13 protein-coding genes are annotated in these 16,512 nt (G+C 66.7%); 5 read left to right on the top strand and 8 right to left on the bottom strand.

The features are described from left to right. The first annotated feature begins 100 nt into the window (after positions 1–100). From ACFXP9_RS01355 to ACFXP9_RS01340, 4 genes are read left to right on the top strand one after another with little or no spacing between them, the layout of a single operon-like run. Entirely contained in the window at positions 101–2,527 is a 2,427-nt protein-coding gene (locus tag ACFXP9_RS01355; protein WP_397207952.1) for a penicillin acylase family protein, read from the top strand. After that, entirely contained in the window at positions 2,524–3,432 is a 909-nt protein-coding gene (locus ACFXP9_RS01350) for a PfkB family carbohydrate kinase (RefSeq protein WP_397207950.1), read from the top strand. Before ACFXP9_RS01355 ends, ACFXP9_RS01350 begins: the two co-directional genes overlap by 4 nt. Continuing rightward, positions 3,429–4,361 (top strand): pseudouridine-5'-phosphate glycosidase, encoded by a 933-nt coding sequence (locus ACFXP9_RS01345; protein ID WP_397207948.1) that lies wholly within the window; start codon positions 3,429–3,431, stop codon positions 4,359–4,361. Before ACFXP9_RS01350 ends, ACFXP9_RS01345 begins: the two co-directional genes overlap by 4 nt. Before the next feature lie 31 nt (positions 4,362–4,392). Further along, the gene (locus ACFXP9_RS01340; protein WP_397207946.1) at positions 4,393–5,103 is read left to right on the top strand and encodes a DUF502 domain-containing protein; all 711 of its coding nucleotides are present in this window, start codon (positions 4,393–4,395) and stop codon (positions 5,101–5,103) included. On the opposite strand, the gene ACFXP9_RS01335 is transcribed toward ACFXP9_RS01340, so the two are convergent. The 7 genes from ACFXP9_RS01335 to ACFXP9_RS01305 form a co-directional block, all read right to left on the bottom strand. Beyond that, complete coding sequence (locus tag ACFXP9_RS01335) at positions 5,064–6,113, bottom strand: patatin-like phospholipase family protein (RefSeq protein ID WP_397208178.1); 1,050 nt, start codon at positions 6,111–6,113, stop codon at positions 5,064–5,066. The two genes, ACFXP9_RS01340 and ACFXP9_RS01335, sit on opposite strands and share 40 nt — an antisense overlap. A 676-nt stretch (positions 6,114–6,789) precedes the next feature. Next, complete coding sequence (gene prfB / locus ACFXP9_RS01330) at positions 6,790–7,917, bottom strand: peptide chain release factor 2 (RefSeq protein ID WP_397207944.1); 1,128 nt, start codon at positions 7,915–7,917, stop codon at positions 6,790–6,792. Between the two features lie 85 nt (positions 7,918–8,002). Continuing rightward, positions 8,003–8,581 (bottom strand): cytochrome b/b6 domain-containing protein, encoded by a 579-nt coding sequence (locus ACFXP9_RS01325; RefSeq protein WP_397207942.1) that lies wholly within the window; start codon positions 8,579–8,581, stop codon positions 8,003–8,005. Between the two features lie 5 nt (positions 8,582–8,586). Then, positions 8,587–9,042, bottom strand: coding sequence for a c-type cytochrome (locus ACFXP9_RS01320; protein WP_397207941.1), 456 nt, complete (start codon positions 9,040–9,042; stop codon positions 8,587–8,589). Positions 9,043–9,225: 183 nt separating this feature from the next. After that, positions 9,226–11,763, bottom strand: coding sequence for a penicillin-binding protein 1A (locus tag ACFXP9_RS01315; RefSeq protein WP_397209921.1), 2,538 nt, complete (start codon positions 11,761–11,763; stop codon positions 9,226–9,228). A 72-nt stretch (positions 11,764–11,835) separates the two neighbouring features. Then, positions 11,836–13,077 carry an N-acetylmuramoyl-L-alanine amidase gene (locus ACFXP9_RS01310; RefSeq protein WP_397207938.1) on the bottom strand — a complete coding sequence of 414 codons (1,242 nt, stop codon included), beginning with the start codon at positions 13,075–13,077 and terminating at the stop codon, positions 11,836–11,838. A gap of 6 nt (positions 13,078–13,083) precedes the next feature. Next, positions 13,084–14,235: a pyridoxal phosphate-dependent aminotransferase gene (locus ACFXP9_RS01305; RefSeq protein ID WP_397207936.1), complete on the bottom strand. Its 1,152-nt coding sequence runs from the start codon at positions 14,233–14,235 to the stop codon at positions 13,084–13,086. A 160-nt stretch (positions 14,236–14,395) separates the two neighbouring features. On the opposite strand from ACFXP9_RS01305, the gene ACFXP9_RS01300 reads away from it, so the two are divergent. Continuing rightward, a complete protein-coding gene (locus ACFXP9_RS01300) occupies positions 14,396–15,157 on the top strand; it encodes a DsbA family protein (RefSeq protein WP_397207934.1) in 762 nt (253 codons plus the stop codon). Between the two features lie 193 nt (positions 15,158–15,350). Here ACFXP9_RS01300 and ispG read toward each other — a convergent pair whose 3' ends face one another. Continuing rightward, positions 15,351–16,469: a flavodoxin-dependent (E)-4-hydroxy-3-methylbut-2-enyl-diphosphate synthase gene (ispG, locus tag ACFXP9_RS01295; protein ID WP_397207933.1), complete on the bottom strand. Its 1,119-nt coding sequence runs from the start codon at positions 16,467–16,469 to the stop codon at positions 15,351–15,353. Positions 16,470–16,512 lie beyond the last annotated feature (43 nt).

Here is a 16,512-nt window from a genome sequence, read left to right as displayed (position 1 = left end):
TGGCGACGCAGCTGCCCTAGTAGTCGGGCCAAGATTTTCACCGCCCGTCAGGGCCGTCAACCCGCGCCGCACCCGGCCCGCGCCGCAAAAGGACCACCCCATGCTAAGCCTGTTTCGCTGGATGCTGCGGCTGACCATCGGCGCCATGGTGCTGGCCATCGCGACGGTGACGCTGGTGTGGTATTTCGCCACCCGATCGCTGCCCGATTATCAGGCCGATCTGTCGGTCAGCGGCATCACCGCCCCGGTCGAGATCGTGCGCAGCACCGAGGCCGTCCCCCATATCTTTGCCACCAGCAACGAGGACGCCTTCTTTGCGCTGGGGCTGGTTCACGCCCAGGACCGGCTGTTCCAGATGCTGATGATGCGCCGCGCCGCCCAGGGAAGGCTGGCCGAGGTTTACGGCCCCGGCGCCTATGCGCAGGACGATCTGGCGCGGCGGCTGGGGCTGGCGCGGCGGGCCAATGCCTCGTACGCGGCGCAGGATGCGGCGACGAAAGCGGCGCTGAATGCCTATGCCGCCGGGGTGAATGAATGGGTGCGGCAGGTCAATCTGGGGGCGCGCGGGCGCGGGGCGCCGGAATTCTTTGTCTATCCCGGTGCCATTGCCTATTGGAAACCCGCCGATTCGCTGGCCGTGCTGAAGCTGCTGGCCGCAAGTTCCAGCACGGCGCTGCGCGACGAGGTCATGCGCGCCCGCCTGTCGCTGGCCCTGCCCACCCGCGGCCCCGAGGTCATGGCACAGGGCGCCCTGCCCCGGATGCCCGCCTATGCCAGCCTGTTCCCCGATCTGCATTTTCCCGCCCCGCAGGCCACTGGCCGCGCCGACCGCTGGCACCGGCTGGCGGGCTGGCTGGCGCCGGGCGATGGCATTGGCGGCAATTTGTGGGCGGCGGCGGCCGATCGCACGGTGGCGGGCGGGGCGTTGCTGGCCAATGACCCGCAACTGGGGCTGACCGCGCCGGGGCTGTTCTATCTGGCGCGGCTTCAGATCGACGGGCGCGGGGTTATCGGCGCGACCGTGCCGGGCATTCCGGCGGTGCTGTCGGGCCGCAGTCAGGACATGGCATGGGGCCTGACCCCTGCCGGGATCGACGATACCGACATCGCCATGACCGAGGTCCAGCCCGGCGCCCCCGACAGCTATCTTGCGCCGCAGGGCTGGCGCCGCTTTACCACCCGGACCGAGGTCATCGCGGTGGATGGCGAGGCCAGCCAGTCCATCACCCTGCGCGAAACCGATGACGGGCCGGTGCTGCCGGGCGGGCATTTCGGGCTGCGGGCGGTGACGCCGCAGGGCCATGTCGCGGCGCTGCGCTGGACCGGGCTGTCGGTGCAGGACACATCTATGTCGGCGCTGATCGGGCTGATGCGGGCCAAGACCCCCGATCAGGCCCGTCAGGCGCTGGACCAGATGGTCGCCCCGGCCCTGTCGGTCGGGCTGGCCGATGCGCAGGGCGTGACCCGGCTGCTGGCCGGCGCGGTGCCGCAGCGCGACCCCGCCAGCCGGGTGCGCGGCCAGATGCCGGTGCCCGCCCGCGACCGGGCCGAGGCCTGGACCGGCCTGACCACCGCCGCACAGCCCCAGCCTGCGATTGCGGCGCTGCCGCAGATGGTGGCCTCGGTCCGCGCCGGGACCGGCAGCGCCATGACCGAGGCGCGGCTGACCCGTCTGCTGTCAGGCCGCGAGGTGCATTCCCGCGACAGTTTCATCGACACCCAGCTGGACACGATCAGCCCCGCCGCGCGCCGCCTGCTGCCGCTGGTCGGGGCCAATCTGTGGTTCACCGGCGAACCCGCCGCCCCCGGCACCCCCCAGCGCCGCCGCCAGCAGGCCCTGACGCTGCTGGCCGAATGGGACGGCAGTATGAACGAACACCTGCCCGAGCCGCTGATCTATGCCGCGTGGATGGCGCAACTGCAAAACCGCCTGATCCGGGACGAGCTGGGACCGCTTAGCGATGATATCACCGCCGTTTACCCCGATTTCATCGACCGGGTGTTTCGCAATGCCGGCGGGGCTGCGGCGTGGTGCGACGTGGTGCAATCGGCCCCGCAAGAGGATTGCACCACCATCGCCCGTCAGGCGCTGGACGCGGCGATTGTCGATCTGACGGCGCGGTTCGGCGGCGATGTGGCCAGCTGGCGCTGGGGGGACATGCATCAGGCCCGCCAGATCCACCCGGCGCTGGGGCGGCTGCCGGGCATGGGCTGGGTGGTGAACCTGACGCAATCGGTCTCGGGCGGGGATTTCACGCTGGCGCGGGGCGGGCTGTCGGGCGATGGCGGCAATCCGTGGCAAAGCGTCACGGGGGCGGGCTATCGCGGTGTTTATGACCTTGCCGATCCTGACAGTTCGGTGTTCATCACCTCGACCGGCCAGTCGGGCCACCCGCTGTCGCGCCATTACGACGATCTGTCCGAACGCTGGCGGCGCGGCGAATATATCAGCATGTCGCTGGACCCCGGCCTGGCGCGCGCCGCCGCCGCCGGGATCACCCATCTGACACCGGAGACCGCACCATGAGCAAACATCCCGGCGACCTGATCCTGTGCATCGGCGCGGTGCTGTGGGACGTGATCGGGCGATCCCCGGTGCAGATGGCCGCGGGCCGCGACCGCGACATTCCCGGCCGCATCAGCCACCAGCCGGGCGGCGTGGCGCTGAACGTGGCCATTGCGCTGTCGCGCCACGGCCTGCACCCCGCCACCCTGTCCGCCGTGGGCCGCGACGCCGAGGGCGAGGCCCTGTGCCTTGCCGCCGCCAGCCACGGCGTGCGCACCGATTACCTGACCCGCGACACCGGCCAGCCCACCGATTGTTACATGGCGATCGAGGACACCCACGGCCTGATCGCCGCGATTGCCGATGCGCATTCGCTGGAAATGGCCGGGGACGCGATCCTGTCGCCGCTGCTGGACGGCCGGCTTGGCGATGCCGCGCAGCCCTGGACCGGGGCGGTGGTGCTGGACGGCAACCTGACTACCGACCTGCTGGCCCATATCGCCACCCTGCCTGAACTGGGTCAGGCCGATCTGCGCGTGGTGCCCGCCAGCCCCGGCAAGGCGGACCGGCTGATGCCGCTGATCCGCGCCGGGCGGGGCTGTTTCTATCTGAACCGGTTCGAGGCCGAGGTTCTGGCCGGCGGCCCCCTGCCCGACGCGGCCCGCGCCGCCGAGGCCATAACCGCCCTTGGCGCCCCGCGTGTCATCGTCACCGATGGCGCGGCGCTGGTGGCCGATGCGCAGGCGGGCCGGCCCACCCTGACCACCCAGCCCCCCGCCGTCACCATTGCCCGCGTCACCGGCGCTGGCGACGCTTTTCTGGCCGCCCATCTGGCCGCCGAAACCCGCGGTGCCGACCGGGCGCAGGCGCTGGACGCCGCTGCCCGCTGTGCCGCATTGCATGTCTCTGGAAAGGACCCCGAATGAGCCGCGATCTGACCCCCTTCCTGACCATCGCCCCCGAGGTCCGTCAGGCGCTTGACGCCGGTCGCCCGGTGGTGGCGCTGGAATCGACCATCATCACCCACGGGATGCCCTGGCCCAAGAACAGGGACATGGCCCGCGAGGTCGAACAGACCCTGCGCGATGGCGGCGCCGTGCCCGCAACCATCGCCATTCTGGACGGGCGCATTCATGTCGGGTTAAGCGATGCGGAAATGGAAACGCTGGCGCAGACGCCATCGGACCGGGTGATGAAGCTGTCGCGCGCCGATCTGGCCGCCTGTCTGGCGATGGGCCGCACCGGTGCCACCACCGTCGCCGCGACGATGATCTGTGCCCATCTGGCGGGCATCCGCGTGTTCGCCACCGGCGGCATCGGCGGGGTGCATCGCGGGGCCGAAGACAGCTTTGACATCTCGGCCGATTTGCAGGAACTGGCACTGACCCCGGTGACGGTGGTGGCGGCGGGGGCCAAGGCCATTCTGGACCTGCCCAAAACGCTTGAGGTGCTGGAAACCCTTGGCGTTCCGGTCATCGCCCATGGTCAGGACGCCCTGCCCGCCTTCTGGTCGCGCGATTCGGGGCTGGCCGCGCCGCTGCGCATGGATGACCCCGCACAAATCGCGCAGGCCGCGACCATTCGCGCCGGGCTTGGCCTGCCGGGCGGGCAACTGGTGGTCAACCCCATCCCCGCAGAGGACGAGATCCCGCGCGAGGTAATGATCCCCGTCGTCGAACAGGCCCTGACCGAGGCCGTGGCCCAGGGTATTGCCGCCAAACAGGTCACGCCCTTCCTGCTGGACCGCATTTTCCACCTGACGCAGGGGCGGTCGCTGGCCGCCAATATTGCGCTGGTGATGAACAATGCGCGACTGGCGGCGAAAATCGCCGGGGCGATGTCGGCACAGGCTTGACCGGCGCGCGGGGCCGGGCCATCCATCGGGCATGAACACGCCCCAGGACCCCGCCCCGCCCCCACAACCGCAACCGATGGTGATTATCCGCCGCCGGGGGCCGCTGGCGGCGCTGCGGTCGTCTTTCCTGACCGGGCTGGTGGTGATCGTGCCGATTGCCGTGACCGGCTGGCTGATCTGGTCGGTCATGGGCTGGATCGACGGCTGGGTGCTGCCCATGGTGCCCGCCGAATACCGGCCAGAACGCTATATCGGCATCAATCTGCGCGGCATCGGGGTGGTGCTGTTTCTGGTCTTTACCATCCTTGTGGGCTGGCTGGCCAAGGGGCTGATCGGGCGGTCGCTGTTGCGGGCGGGCGAACGCATCGTCGACCGGATGCCGGTGATCCGCAGCATCTATAACGGCGTCAAACAGATCGCGGAAACCATCTTTGCGCAGGGCGAAAGCCGCTTTGACCGCGCCTGCCTTGTCGAATATCCGCGCCGGGGGATGTGGGGCGTGGGCTTTGTGTCCGGCCCCGCCAAGGGCGAGGTCGCGACAATAACCGGCGAAAAGCTGTTGGCGGTGTTTCTGCCGACAACGCCCAACCCGACCTCGGGGTTTTTGCTGTATGTGCCCGAACGCGATGTCCGCATTCTGGACATGAGTGTCGAGGACGCGGCCAAGCTGATCATCTCGGCCGGGCTGGTCTATCCCGGCGCTCAGCCGAACAGCGACGGCAAATCGACCGTATCGCGCTGACCCAGCGCATCGGCATGTTCGGCCAGCCAGCGATCGGCGGCATCCTGCCCGGCGGCTTTCATCCGGGTCAGCAGCCCCGGTCCGGGCATGACCTTGCTGCGCGCCGACAGGTCGGTCATCAGGTGGTCGTCAAAGATCATATGCACCAGCACATCCTTCATTCCGCCATCGTCCAGACGACCTTCGTCGAACAGGCGCTTGACGAAATTGATCGCCCGCAATTCGCGCTGAAGGCTGGCGTTAAAGCTGATCTCGTTGATGCGGTTCTGAATATCGACGGGGGTTTTGGGCAGGTCGTCGCGATGCCACGGGTTGATATTCACGATCACGATGTCGCGCGGCAGGCTGGGGGCGAATAACGGAAACAGCGCCGGATTGGCGGAATAGCCGCCATCCCAATAGGCCTCGGGCTGGCCGGTTTCGGGGTCGTCGATCTCGATCGCGCGAAACAGCGTCGGCAAACAGGCCGAGGCCAGCACCGCCCTGACCGACAGATCCGCCCCGGTGAACACCCGCACCCGGCCACTGCGCACATTGGTGGCCGACACGAACAGGCGCGGCCCGCCGGGGGCGGTGAAATCGCCATGCGGCATCGCGGTGACGATCTCGCTCAGCGGGTTGGTATAGAACGGGCCGTAATCATAGGGGCTGAATACCCGCGTCACCCCTTCCAGCCAGGCGATGGGGGAAAACATCTCGGTCACGCGCTGAAAGCCGCGTGGGACCGGAAACAGGCTGGCCATCCAGCGCACCATGCGGTTTTCGCTGACCTCGCCCACCGCTGACCACACCGCGTCAAGGTTTTCGCGCGCCGCCTGCCGGCCCCGGTCACCGCGCGCCACCGCCAGCCCCGCCTTCAGCGCCGCCGCGTTCAGCGCCCCGGCGGATGTGCCGCTGACACCCCCGATTTCCAGCCAGTCCTCGTCCAGCAGCCGGTCCAGCACGCCCCAGGCAAATGCCCCATGCGCGCCACCGCCCTGCAAGGCCAGATTGATCCGTTTGCGTTCCATCATGCCCCCGCTGCTTTGCCGCAGGATGCCCCAGTTTTGCTGCGCCGCCAAATGGAAAGGCAGCTTGCGCCGGTCACGGTTGCGCGGCTGGGTGTGACCACCCTGCCCCACGCCCGCAACCGCAGGTCCGGCCAGACCCAAGGGCCATTCCCCGGCTGGCCTTTGCCGCCAGTGCCCCTGGCGACCCGATACCGGGACCGAAGCTGGTCGGCCTGCTGTCGCGGTCGCTGTCACAAGGCTGGCGGGCAGGTCTGGTCCTGCTGATGACGCCGGTGCGACCTGATCTGCGCCGCAGCTGACATCACCGCATATCGGCTTTGCCTGTCACAGGATGCGGCTGGCGGGGGCGGCCTGTCTGCGGTGGCAGGCGTGGCAGGCGCTGCGTCGGTGTGGGCGCGGGCCGCTGAAGGTGCGCGATCAGCGTGCCGACAGCCGCAGAAGGCTGTTGATGGCGCTTGTTCATGATGGGGCTGCTGACCAGCCTGACAGATCCGAAAGGGGCCGGTGGGGCCTCTGCCCCTGCTGCCGCAAATCATCAAGCCACAGCAGGGCAGTGTTCTGACCCCGTCACCCGCGTCGGGCGACCGTCCGGCGCTGGCTGATGTGCATGGTGCGGGCCGGGCGGACGCTGCATCTGGCGGCGCAGGCGCGGTGCTGATGCCCCGGCCCGGCGGCGTCAGTCGCTGGCATTGGCCTCGGCGCGGGATTTACCGGCCACATCCATGGCCAGCGTCGCGGCCATGAACGCGTCCAGATCGCCATCCAGAACCCCCTGCGAATCGCTGGTTTCATGGCTGGTGCGCAGGTCTTTCACCATCTGATAGGGGTGCAGCACATAGGACCGGATCTGGTTGCCCCACCCTGCCTCGCCCTTGGCCTCGTGCTGTGCGTTGATCTCGGCGTTGCGGCGGTCCAGTTCCATCTGATACAGGCGCGATTTCAGCGCCGCCATGGCGTTGGCGCGGTTCTGGTGCTGCGATTTTTCCGAACTGGTCACCACGATGCCGGTCGGGATGTGGGTGATCCGCACCGCCGAATCGGTGGTGTTGACGTGCTGACCACCCGCGCCGGACGACCGGAAGGTGTCGATGCGGATTTCGCTGTCCGGCACGTTGATTTCGATATTGTCATCCACCACCGGATACACCCAGACCGAGGAAAACGACGTATGCCGCCGCGCCGCGCTGTCATAGGGGCTGATGCGGACCAGACGATGCACACCGCTTTCCGATTTCAGCCAGCCATAGGCATTATGACCGCTGATCTTGTAGGCGGCGCTGCGAATGCCGGCCTCGTCCCCCGCGGATTCCGAGATCAGCTCGACATCGTAACCCTTCTTTTCGGCCCAACGCACATACATCCGCGCCAGCATCGACGCCCAGTCACAGCTTTCCGTGCCGCCTGCACCGGCGTTGATCTCAAGGAAGGTGTCGTTGCTGTCCGCCTCGCCGTTCAGCAGGGCCTCCAGCTCTTTTGCGGCGGCGTCCTGGGCCAGCGCCTTCAGGTTGGCCTCGGCCTCGGTGACCAGTTCGTCGTCGCCCTCGGCCTCGGCCAGTTCGACCATCTCGGCATTGGCCTCCAGATCGCCGGACAGGCGGCGATAGGTCTCGATCGCGTCCGACAGCGCCTGACGTTCGCGCATCAGCTTTTGCGCCCGCGCCGGGTCGTCCCACAGGTCGCCCTGTTCGATCATCGCGTTCATTTCTTCCAGACGGTGGGGCGCGGTTTCCCAATCCATCCGCTGCGCCAGCAGCTTCAGCGATTTGCGGATCGCTTCAATGGTGGCCACGGTTTCGGCGCGCATGGAGACCCCCTTGCGAAGAAAAGAAAAGGTGCGCCGTTCTAACGCAGCGCACCGGGGCGGGCAATGGCCCGCGATTTTTGCGGGGTCAGCGGCGACGGCCGGTGATCATCGGCGTGACCAGATCCTCGCGCTTCCACAGGCGATAGAACAGGATGGCACCGACATGCAGCACCACCAGCACCAGAATGACGGTGGCCATGGTGTCATGCATCCCCACCGCCCAACGGCGCGTTGCCGATGACACCGAACTGGCCAGCGGGCCGACATTAAGGTAATCGTCCGGGTCCGCGACCAGCCCGGTGCCGACCTGAACGATCAGCGCCGCCAACAGTGCAAAAACCGACAGCGACCCCAGCGGGTTATGCCCGTCCCAATGGCTGGGGTTACGGTCGGCCAGATGCCGCAGATAGCGGATGGTCGAGGACGGGCCATAGATGAAATTCACGAACCGCGCATTGCGCGGCCCCACCAGCCCCCAGATCAGCCGGAACGCCAACAGCGCGGCGGTGGCATAGCCGAACCAGAAATGCAGCGTCATCTTTGCCGGTCCGAACTGGCCCAACAGCCAGCCGCCAACCACGCAGATCACCAGCCCCCAGTGGAACAGACGAATGCCGGGGTCCCAGACGGGACCATCGGCGGGTTGTGTGACAGGACCAGACACGGGCGTCAGTTCTTGGCGCGGTAATCGTCGTGGCAGGCCTTGCAGGTGCCACCGACCTTGGCAAAGGCGGGGACCATCGCATCCTTGCCATCGCCAGCCACGGCGGCCAGTTCGGCGGTCGCGGTTTTCAGCGCCTCGTATTTGGTTTTGAAATCGTCCTTATTCTCCCAGATCTTGGGCAGGGCGTCGCTGTCGTCATAGCTGCCATTGGCGGTGCCATCGACAAACAGCCCGGTCACGTCATAAGACCCCAGCGCGGCCAGCTTGGTCGCGGCATCACTGGCGACAGCGGCGTCATATTCGGCCTCGCCCTTGGCGACGGGGGCCAGCTTGCCCATCTCGATCCCCAGCATGGTGAAATAGCCGTGGCGGCCTTCAACGGCGGCTTCCTGGGCTTCGTCGGCCCAGACGGCAGCGGCCGGCAGGGTCAGCATAAGGGTGGCGGCAATCAGTTTACGCATGGTGTCACCTTGATTTTATCTGGGTTCAGGCAGTCTTGCAGTGGCCAACGCCGCAGCCGCGGCATCGGTTCACACATTCACGTTACCGCAGGTGACGGCGCGGCGACAGGCCGGAAAACCGCCTTTCACGCGATTGTCAGGCGCGCGCAGCTGCGGTGCGCGACCGCCCCGGCGCCGCGCCGGTCAATACAGCCCACCCGAGGACAAGGTGCCGAAATCGGCTTTTTTCGGGATGACCTTTTTCTTCCCGGTCGAGGTGGTGACACTGCGCGCGGCCTCGGCCTTGTCGGCCACATCGGGCAATTCGCCGCCAAACCCGCCATCGACCACGATCAGCGCGTTCCAGTCCGGGTCGCTGCCATCGCGGAAATATTCCGCGATCACATGATCGCCCGACGCGGTGTCAGGCAGGCGCTGGCCGGTATGGCGGTCGATCTTGACGAAATGGCCGCCGGGCGGAACCTTGAAGGCAGTGCCGCCATATTCCTTGACCGCCTGCCGCATGAAGGCGTTGAACACCGGCACGCACAGCGTCCCGCCATAGGCATTGCGCCCCATCGTGCGCGGCTGGTCATAGCCAAGGTAACAGCCCGCGACGATATTGCTGGTATAGCCGATAAACCACACATCCTTGGCGTCATTGGTGGTGCCGGTCTTGCCCGCCACCGGCACCGGCAGGTTCACCCCCTTGCCCGAGCCGCGCTTGACCACGCCTTCCATCATCGAGGTCAGCTGATAGGCGGTGATCGCATCCATCACCCGTTCGCGGTTGCTGACAATTTCCGGCGCCCGGCCAGCGGGCAGGGTCGGCTGACCGCAGCCGACACAATCGCGCCGGTCGTGGCGATAGATGGTGTTGCCGCGCCGGTCCTGCACCCGGTCGACCAGCGTGGGTTCCACCCGCTCGCCGCCATTGGCGAACATGGCATAGGCGGCAACCATCTTGAACAGCGTGGTTTCCTGCGCCCCCAGCGCATTGCCCAGATAGGGCTTGAGGTGGTCATAGACGCCGAATTTTTCGGCATAGGTGGCGACCACATCCATGCCGATATCCTGCGCGACGCGGATGGTCATCAGGTTGCGCGACTGTTCGATCCCGGTGCGCAGCGGCGTCGGGCCATAGGTGCGGTTGCTGGCGTTCTTTGGCTCCCACAGGCCGTAGGGCGTGTTCACCCGGATCGGTTCATCCACGACGATGGTCGCCGGGGTATAGGCATTGTCCAGCGCCGCGGCATAGACGAAGGGCTTGAAGCTGGACCCCGGCTGACGCATCGCCTGCGTGGCGCGGTTGAACACCGAGGACTGGTAGGAAAAGCCCCCCTGCATCGCCATCACCCGCCCGGTATTGACATCCATCGCCATGAACCCGCCCTGCACCCGCGGCACCTGCCGCAGGGTCCAGCGGATGAAGCTGCCGTCCTTGTCGCTGGTCATCTGGCGCACCAGCACCACATCGCCCACCGCCAGCAGGTCGCCCGCCACCCTGGCGCGCGGCCCCAGCTTGCCGTCACGGTTCAGCTTGCGCGCCCATTGCACGTCCTTGGCGGGAATCCAGTGGCCATCGGCGTCATCCTGCACCCCTTCGATGCCGATGCGGGCATCGGATTCACCCACCTCCAGCACCACAGCGGGGTGCCAGCCCTCGATATCGCGGGGAACGGCGACCCCGTGCAGCGCCGCGCGCCATGTCGCGGCATCGGTCAGATCCTCAGGCGGCAGGGTCTTGCCGGTGCCACGCCAGATCCCCAGCCCGCGATCATATTGTTCCAGCGCATCCTGCAAGGCCCGCGCCGCGACATTTTGCAGTTGCGGTTCGACCGTGGCGCGGATGGTCAGGCCGCCGGTAAAAAACTCGTCCTCGCCAAATTCACGGCTCAGCTGGCGGCGGATTTCATCGGTGAAATAATCGCGCGGCGGCAATTGCTGGCGAAAGGCCGGGTAATCGCCATTCTGCACCGATTTCAGCGGCAGGTCGGACTGGCTGCGGAAGGTCTGTTCGGTGAGATAGCCGTTTTGCCACATCTCGCGCAGGACATAGTTGCGGCGTTCCGTAATGCGGTCCTTGTCGCGCACCACCGACCGCGACGGCGCCTTGGGCATGGCGGCCAGCGTCGCGGCCTCGGCCGGGGTCAGTTCGGTCAGCGTCTTGTTGAAATAGCTTTGCGCCGCAGCCGCCACGCCATAGCTGTTCTGGCCCAGGAAAATCTCGTTCAGATACAATTCAAGGATCTGGTCCTTGCTCAGCGTCTGTTCCAGCCGGGTTGCCAGGATCAGTTCCTTGATCTTGCGTTCGACGCTGCGGGCGCTGGACAGCAGAAAGTTCTTCATCACCTGCTGGGTGATGGTCGAGGCCCCACGGACATTGCTGCCCCGCGATTTGACGGCCTGCACCAGCGCCCCGGCCATACCCTCGACGTCAAAACCGGGGTGGTGATAGAAATTCTTGTCCTCGGCGCTGATAAAGGCCTGCTTGACCAGATCGGGCATTTCCGACACCGGCACGAAGATGCGGCGTTCCTGCGCGAATTCGTCCATCAGCCGACCCTCGCCGGAATAGATGCGGCTGATGGTCTTTGGCTCGTATTTGGCAAGCTGTTCGTGGCTGGGAAGATCGCGCGAATACATCCAGAAAATCGCGCCCAGAACCACCGCGCCCAGAACGGCGGCGGTCACCACCATCGAAAAGATGGCGCCAAGGAAAGACAACAGAAAACGCAGCAACGGGATTACCTTTACACAAGGGGTCAGCCGTCTATAGCGGCGCAGGCAGGCGCGGTCAAAACAAGCTTGGCGCTATTGCCGCAACAGCGCCGCGCGCGCGGCATCGTCCTGCGCCCAGCCGGTAACGGCGCGGGTCAGCGCCGCCACCATGCGCGCCCGGCCCGCCGGGTCGGTCAGATTGGCACGGTCCTGCGCATCGGTCAGAAAGCCCAGTTCCACCAGCACTGACGGAATATCGGGTGATTTCAACACCGAAAACCCGGCCCCCTTGACCGGACGCTTGTGCATCCGCACATCCGCGCGGGCAAATTCCGAGGCCACGAATTTGGCGAAATTGACGCTGCGCGGGTGGGTGTCGCGGCGGGCCAGATCCATCAGCACATTGGCGACCTCGTCATCGGTTTCGGCCAGATCGACCCCCGCCAGCAGGTCATCGCGGTCATGCAGCATCGCCAGTTGCCGCGCGGCGCGGTCATTGGCCTGCGAATCCCAGCTATAGATGGTGGCCCCGGCGGCCTCGCCCGCGGGCAGGGCATCGGCGTGCAGGCTGATCAGCAGATCCGCCCCCGCCCCCCGCGCCGCCGTCATCCGCCGTTCCAGCGGCACAAAGCTGTCATCATCGCGGGTCAGCACCACCTCGACCCCGGCGCGGGTCAGCGATTCGGTCAGTTCGCGCGCAAAGGACAGGACCAGATCGGCCTCTTTCACCCCGCCCGCCTGCGCGCCGGGGTCGATGCCGCCATGTCCGGGGTCCAGAGCCACCCGCAGCTTGCGCGGCAGCGCCGCCTTGGGTTTGGCCAGCGGCACCGCGGGTTGCGGCAGATCCCACAGCGCCGACATGGCGTTGGGGGCCGGGCGGAACGCATCGGGCGCGACCGGCGACAGGGCGATCTGAATATCGGGGTCGCCGCTGTTGCGGGTGTGCTGGGTGGCGCTGTCCAGCACATAGGGACCGGGCAGTTCCACCACCATCCGCGACCAGCCGGGACGGAACCGCCCCCAGCGGATCGCGGGGACCAGACCGGCCCCATCCAGCGCGGCGGCATCGGTGCCGGTGAAATCGACCTCTCGGAAATCGACGACCAGACGCGGCGGGCCGTCCAGCAGAAATACCCGATAGGGCACCGGCTGCGACAGTTTCAGGGTCAGCAGCAAGGGCCGCGCGCGGCCCCGGTCGCGGCCCTGCGCCACCAGCGACGACCCATCCGCCACCAGTTGCGCCAAAGCCGACCCACCCTGCGCCGCGACCGCAGCGGGCAACAGCCCCGCCAGCCCCAGCGCCAGCATCACCAGCAGCAGACGCAACCCGGCCATCCCCCCTTACGCCCCGGTTTCGCGGGCCATGAACGCGGCCAGCCGGTCAAGCCCCTCGGCAATATCGGCGGTCTGCCGGGCATAGCTGAAGCGCAGCGTGCGCGCCCCGCGCACCGGGTCGAAATCCAGCCCCGGCGTGACGGCGACGCCGGCCTCGTCCAGAATGCGGCGGGCGAAGGCAAGGCTGTCATCGGTCAGCCCCGACACATCGGCATAGATGTAAAACGCCCCATCCGGCGGCGCGATGCGGTCAAACCCGATCGCCGGCAGGCGTTCCAGCATCATCCGGCGGTTTTCGGCGTAAACCGCCAGGCTGGCATCCAGTTCATCCACCGCGTCCAGCGCCGCCAGCGCCGCCACCTGACTGGCATGGGGCGGGCAGATGAACATGTTCTGCGCAATGCATTCGACCGTGCGGATGTGATCCTGCGGCACCACCATCCAGCCAATGCGCCAGCCGGTCATGCTGAAATATTTGGAAAAGCTGTTGATGACATAGACATCATCCGTCACCTCAAGCGCGCTGACGCAGCGGCGCCCGTCATAGGACAGCCCGTGGTAAATCTCGTCCGAGATCACGCTGACCCCCAGATCCCGCGCCCGCCCGGTCAGCCCGGCCAGATCGTCGCGGTTCAGCATCGTCCCCGACGGGTTCCCCGGCGAGGCCAGCATCAACCCCGCAACATCGGCGGGGATCTGGTCAGGGCGCGGCTGATAGCGGCTTTCCGGCAGGGTCTGAATACCCACCGGTTCCAGCGACATGGCGCGCATGATCTGGCGATAGCTGGGATAGCCCGGTTCGCCCAGCGCAACCCGGTCGCCGGCATCGAACAGCGCCGCAAAGGTCAGCAGGAACGCGCCGCTGGAACCGGGCGTCACCACCACGCGGGCCGGGTCCAGATCGACCCCATACCAGCGCTGATACAGATCAGCGATGCCCCGGCGCAGCGCCGGCAAACCCAGCGCAACGGTATAGCCAAGGGCGTCCTGTTCCATCGCACGGGCCAGCGCGGCGCGGGCAGCGGCAGGGGCGGGGGTGGATGGCTGGCCGACCTCCATATGGATGATGTGACGGCCCTGTTCCTCGGCCTTGCGGGCGGCCTCCATCACATCCATGACGATGAAAGCATCGACCTGTCCCCGGCGCGACTGACGCATGACTGCCCCTTTACCTTATGTGCTTGTGCCTCGGACCCGCCATATCCCAAGCCACGCGCCATGGGTCAAGCACGGCCTCACGCGGCTGTGCGCCGCGGCGGGTTGCGCCGGGGCGCCGCGCGGGCCAGTGTCACGCCAGACACAGCAGACGAGTATGCCCATGAAAGCCCTGACCGCCGCCCTTGCCCTGACCACGGCCCTTTCCAGCCCGGCACTGGCCTTTGACCCCGCCGCCATGTCCCAGACCGAAAAAGACGCCTTCGGGGCGGCGGTCAAGGATTACCTGATGGAAAATCCCGAAGTGCTGGTCGAGGCGATCAACGCGCTGGAGGAACGCCGCGTCGCGAACGAGGCCCAGAATGACAGCGCCATGGTCAAGGCCAATGCCGAAGACATCTTCAACGATGGTCACAGCTGGGTCGGCGGCAACCCCGATGGCGACCTGACCATGGTCGAGTTCATCGACTATAAATGCAGCGTCTGCCGCCGCTTCACCCCGGATGTGGAAAAGGCCGTGGCCAATGACGGCAATGTTCGCTTCATCCTGAAAGAGCTGCCGATTCTGGGCCAGGAAAGCGACCTGGCGGCGCGTTTCGCCATCGCGGTGCAACAGATCGCCGGGGACGGGGCCTATAAGAAAGTGCATGACGCGCTGATGACCCAGCGCGCGCCGGTGACGGTGGAATCGCTGACCCAGCTTGCCAAACAGACCGGCGTCGATGCCGATGCCGCCATCAAGCGGATGCATACCGAACCGGTCAGCGACGTGCTGCGGGCCAATGCGCAACTGGCGGAACGGATGCGCATCATGGGCACGCCCACCTTCATCATCGGTGATCAGATGCTGCGCGGGGTGCCGCGCGCGGGCATGACCGCCACACTGGCCGAGATCCGCAAGACCGGCACCGCGCAGGACGGCTAAGGCACGGGGGCTAAAGGGGGGGGCGCTCGCGCCCCCTCTGGCCCTGCCGGGCCATTCACCCCCTGAAGGTATTTGGGACAGAAGCGAGGCAACAGGGCAGACGCCCCCCTCGCGCCTGTCAAAAATACCTTCGGGGGAACCGGCGCAGCCGGTGGGGGCAGACAGCCCCCTGCCCCGGCGCCACCCAAAGCGGTCATTCGGCGGCGTGCTGTGCCTCGATCTCGGCGGCGCGTTTTTCGACCAGATCAACAATATGGTCGATCATCTGGTCATTCGACATCTTGTGGCTTTGCTTGCCCGCCAGATAGATCATGCCGCTGCCGGCGCCGCCGCCGGTAAAGCCCAGATCGGTCATCAGCGCCTCGCCGGGGCCGTTGACCACGCAGCCGATGATCGACAGCGACATCGGGGTCTTGATATGTTCCAGCCGCTTTTCCAACGCCTCGACCGTCTTGATCACGTCAAAGCCCTGACGCGCGCAGCTGGGGCAGGAAATGATCTGCACGCCCCGCGTGCGCAGCCCCAGCGATTTCAGGATCTCGAACCCGACGCGGACCTCTTCGACCGGGTCGGCGGACAGGCTGACGCGCAGCGTATCGCCAATGCCCATCCACAGAAGGTTGCCCATGCCGATTGCCGATTTTACCGTGCCGCCGACAAAGCCCCCGGCCTCGGTGATGCCCAGATGGATGGGGGCGTCGGTGGCCTCGGCCAGTTGCTGATAGGCGGCGGCGGCCATGAACACATCACTGGCCTTCACGCTGATCTTGTAGTCGTGGAAATCGTGATCCTGCAACAGGCGGATGTGGTCCAGCCCCGATTCCACCATCGCGTCGGGGCATGGCTCGCCATATTTTTCCAGCAGGTGCTTTTCCAGACTGCCGGCATTGACGCCGATGCGGATCGAACAGCCATGGTCGCGGGCGGCGCGCACCACCTCGGCCACGCGGCTGGCGTCACCGATATTTCCGGGGTTGATGCGCAGGCAGGCGGCGCCGGCCTCGGCGGCCTCGATCGCGCGTTTATAGTGGAAATGGATATCGGCCACGATCGGCACCGGGCTTTCGCGAGTGATGTCGCGCAGCGCGCGGGTCGCGGCCTGATCTGGGGTCGAGACGCGGACGATATCGGCCCCGGCATCGGCGGCGCGGATGATCTGGTCCAGCGTGGCGCGCACATCGCTGCTGTCGGTATTGGTCATGGTCTGCACGCTGATCGGGGCATCGCCCCCGACGGGGACATTGCCCACCATGATCTGGCGCGATTTGCGGCGCTGAATGTCGCGCCACGGGCGGATCGGATTATGCGACATGCCTGCGGTCCTTTGTCTTTGCCTGACAGATAGGCCCGCCAGC

The organism is Paracoccus jiaweipingae (assembly GCF_044335505.1).
Lineage (GTDB): Bacteria > Pseudomonadota > Alphaproteobacteria > Rhodobacterales > Rhodobacteraceae > Paracoccus.
The sequence above is the reverse complement of the archived record's forward strand: the minus strand, read 5'-3'. Positions and strand labels throughout refer to the sequence as shown.

Excerpts from the sequence above, each read along its gene's own strand:
- ACFXP9_RS01355 (WP_397207952.1), top strand. The coding sequence starts at position 101 with ATGCTAAGCCTGTTTCGCTGGATGCTGCGGCTGACCATCGGCGCCATG.
- ACFXP9_RS01350 (WP_397207950.1), top strand. The coding sequence starts at position 2,524 with ATGAGCAAACATCCCGGCGACCTGATCCTGTGCATCGGCGCGGTGCTG.
- ACFXP9_RS01345 (WP_397207948.1), top strand. The coding sequence starts at position 3,429 with ATGAGCCGCGATCTGACCCCCTTCCTGACCATCGCCCCCGAGGTCCGT.
- ACFXP9_RS01340 (WP_397207946.1), top strand. The coding sequence starts at position 4,393 with ATGAACACGCCCCAGGACCCCGCCCCGCCCCCACAACCGCAACCGATG.
- ACFXP9_RS01335 (WP_397208178.1), bottom strand. The coding sequence starts at position 6,113 with ATGGAACGCAAACGGATCAATCTGGCCTTGCAGGGCGGTGGCGCGCAT.
- prfB (WP_397207944.1), bottom strand. The coding sequence starts at position 7,917 with ATGCGCGCCGAAACCGTGGCCACCATTGAAGCGATCCGCAAATCGCTG.
- ACFXP9_RS01320 (WP_397207941.1), bottom strand. The coding sequence starts at position 9,042 with ATGCGTAAACTGATTGCCGCCACCCTTATGCTGACCCTGCCGGCCGCT.
- ACFXP9_RS01310 (WP_397207938.1), bottom strand. The coding sequence starts at position 13,077 with ATGGCCGGGTTGCGTCTGCTGCTGGTGATGCTGGCGCTGGGGCTGGCG.
- ACFXP9_RS01305 (WP_397207936.1), bottom strand. The coding sequence starts at position 14,235 with ATGCGTCAGTCGCGCCGGGGACAGGTCGATGCTTTCATCGTCATGGAT.
- ACFXP9_RS01300 (WP_397207934.1), top strand. The coding sequence starts at position 14,396 with ATGAAAGCCCTGACCGCCGCCCTTGCCCTGACCACGGCCCTTTCCAGC.
- ispG (WP_397207933.1), bottom strand. The coding sequence starts at position 16,469 with ATGTCGCATAATCCGATCCGCCCGTGGCGCGACATTCAGCGCCGCAAA.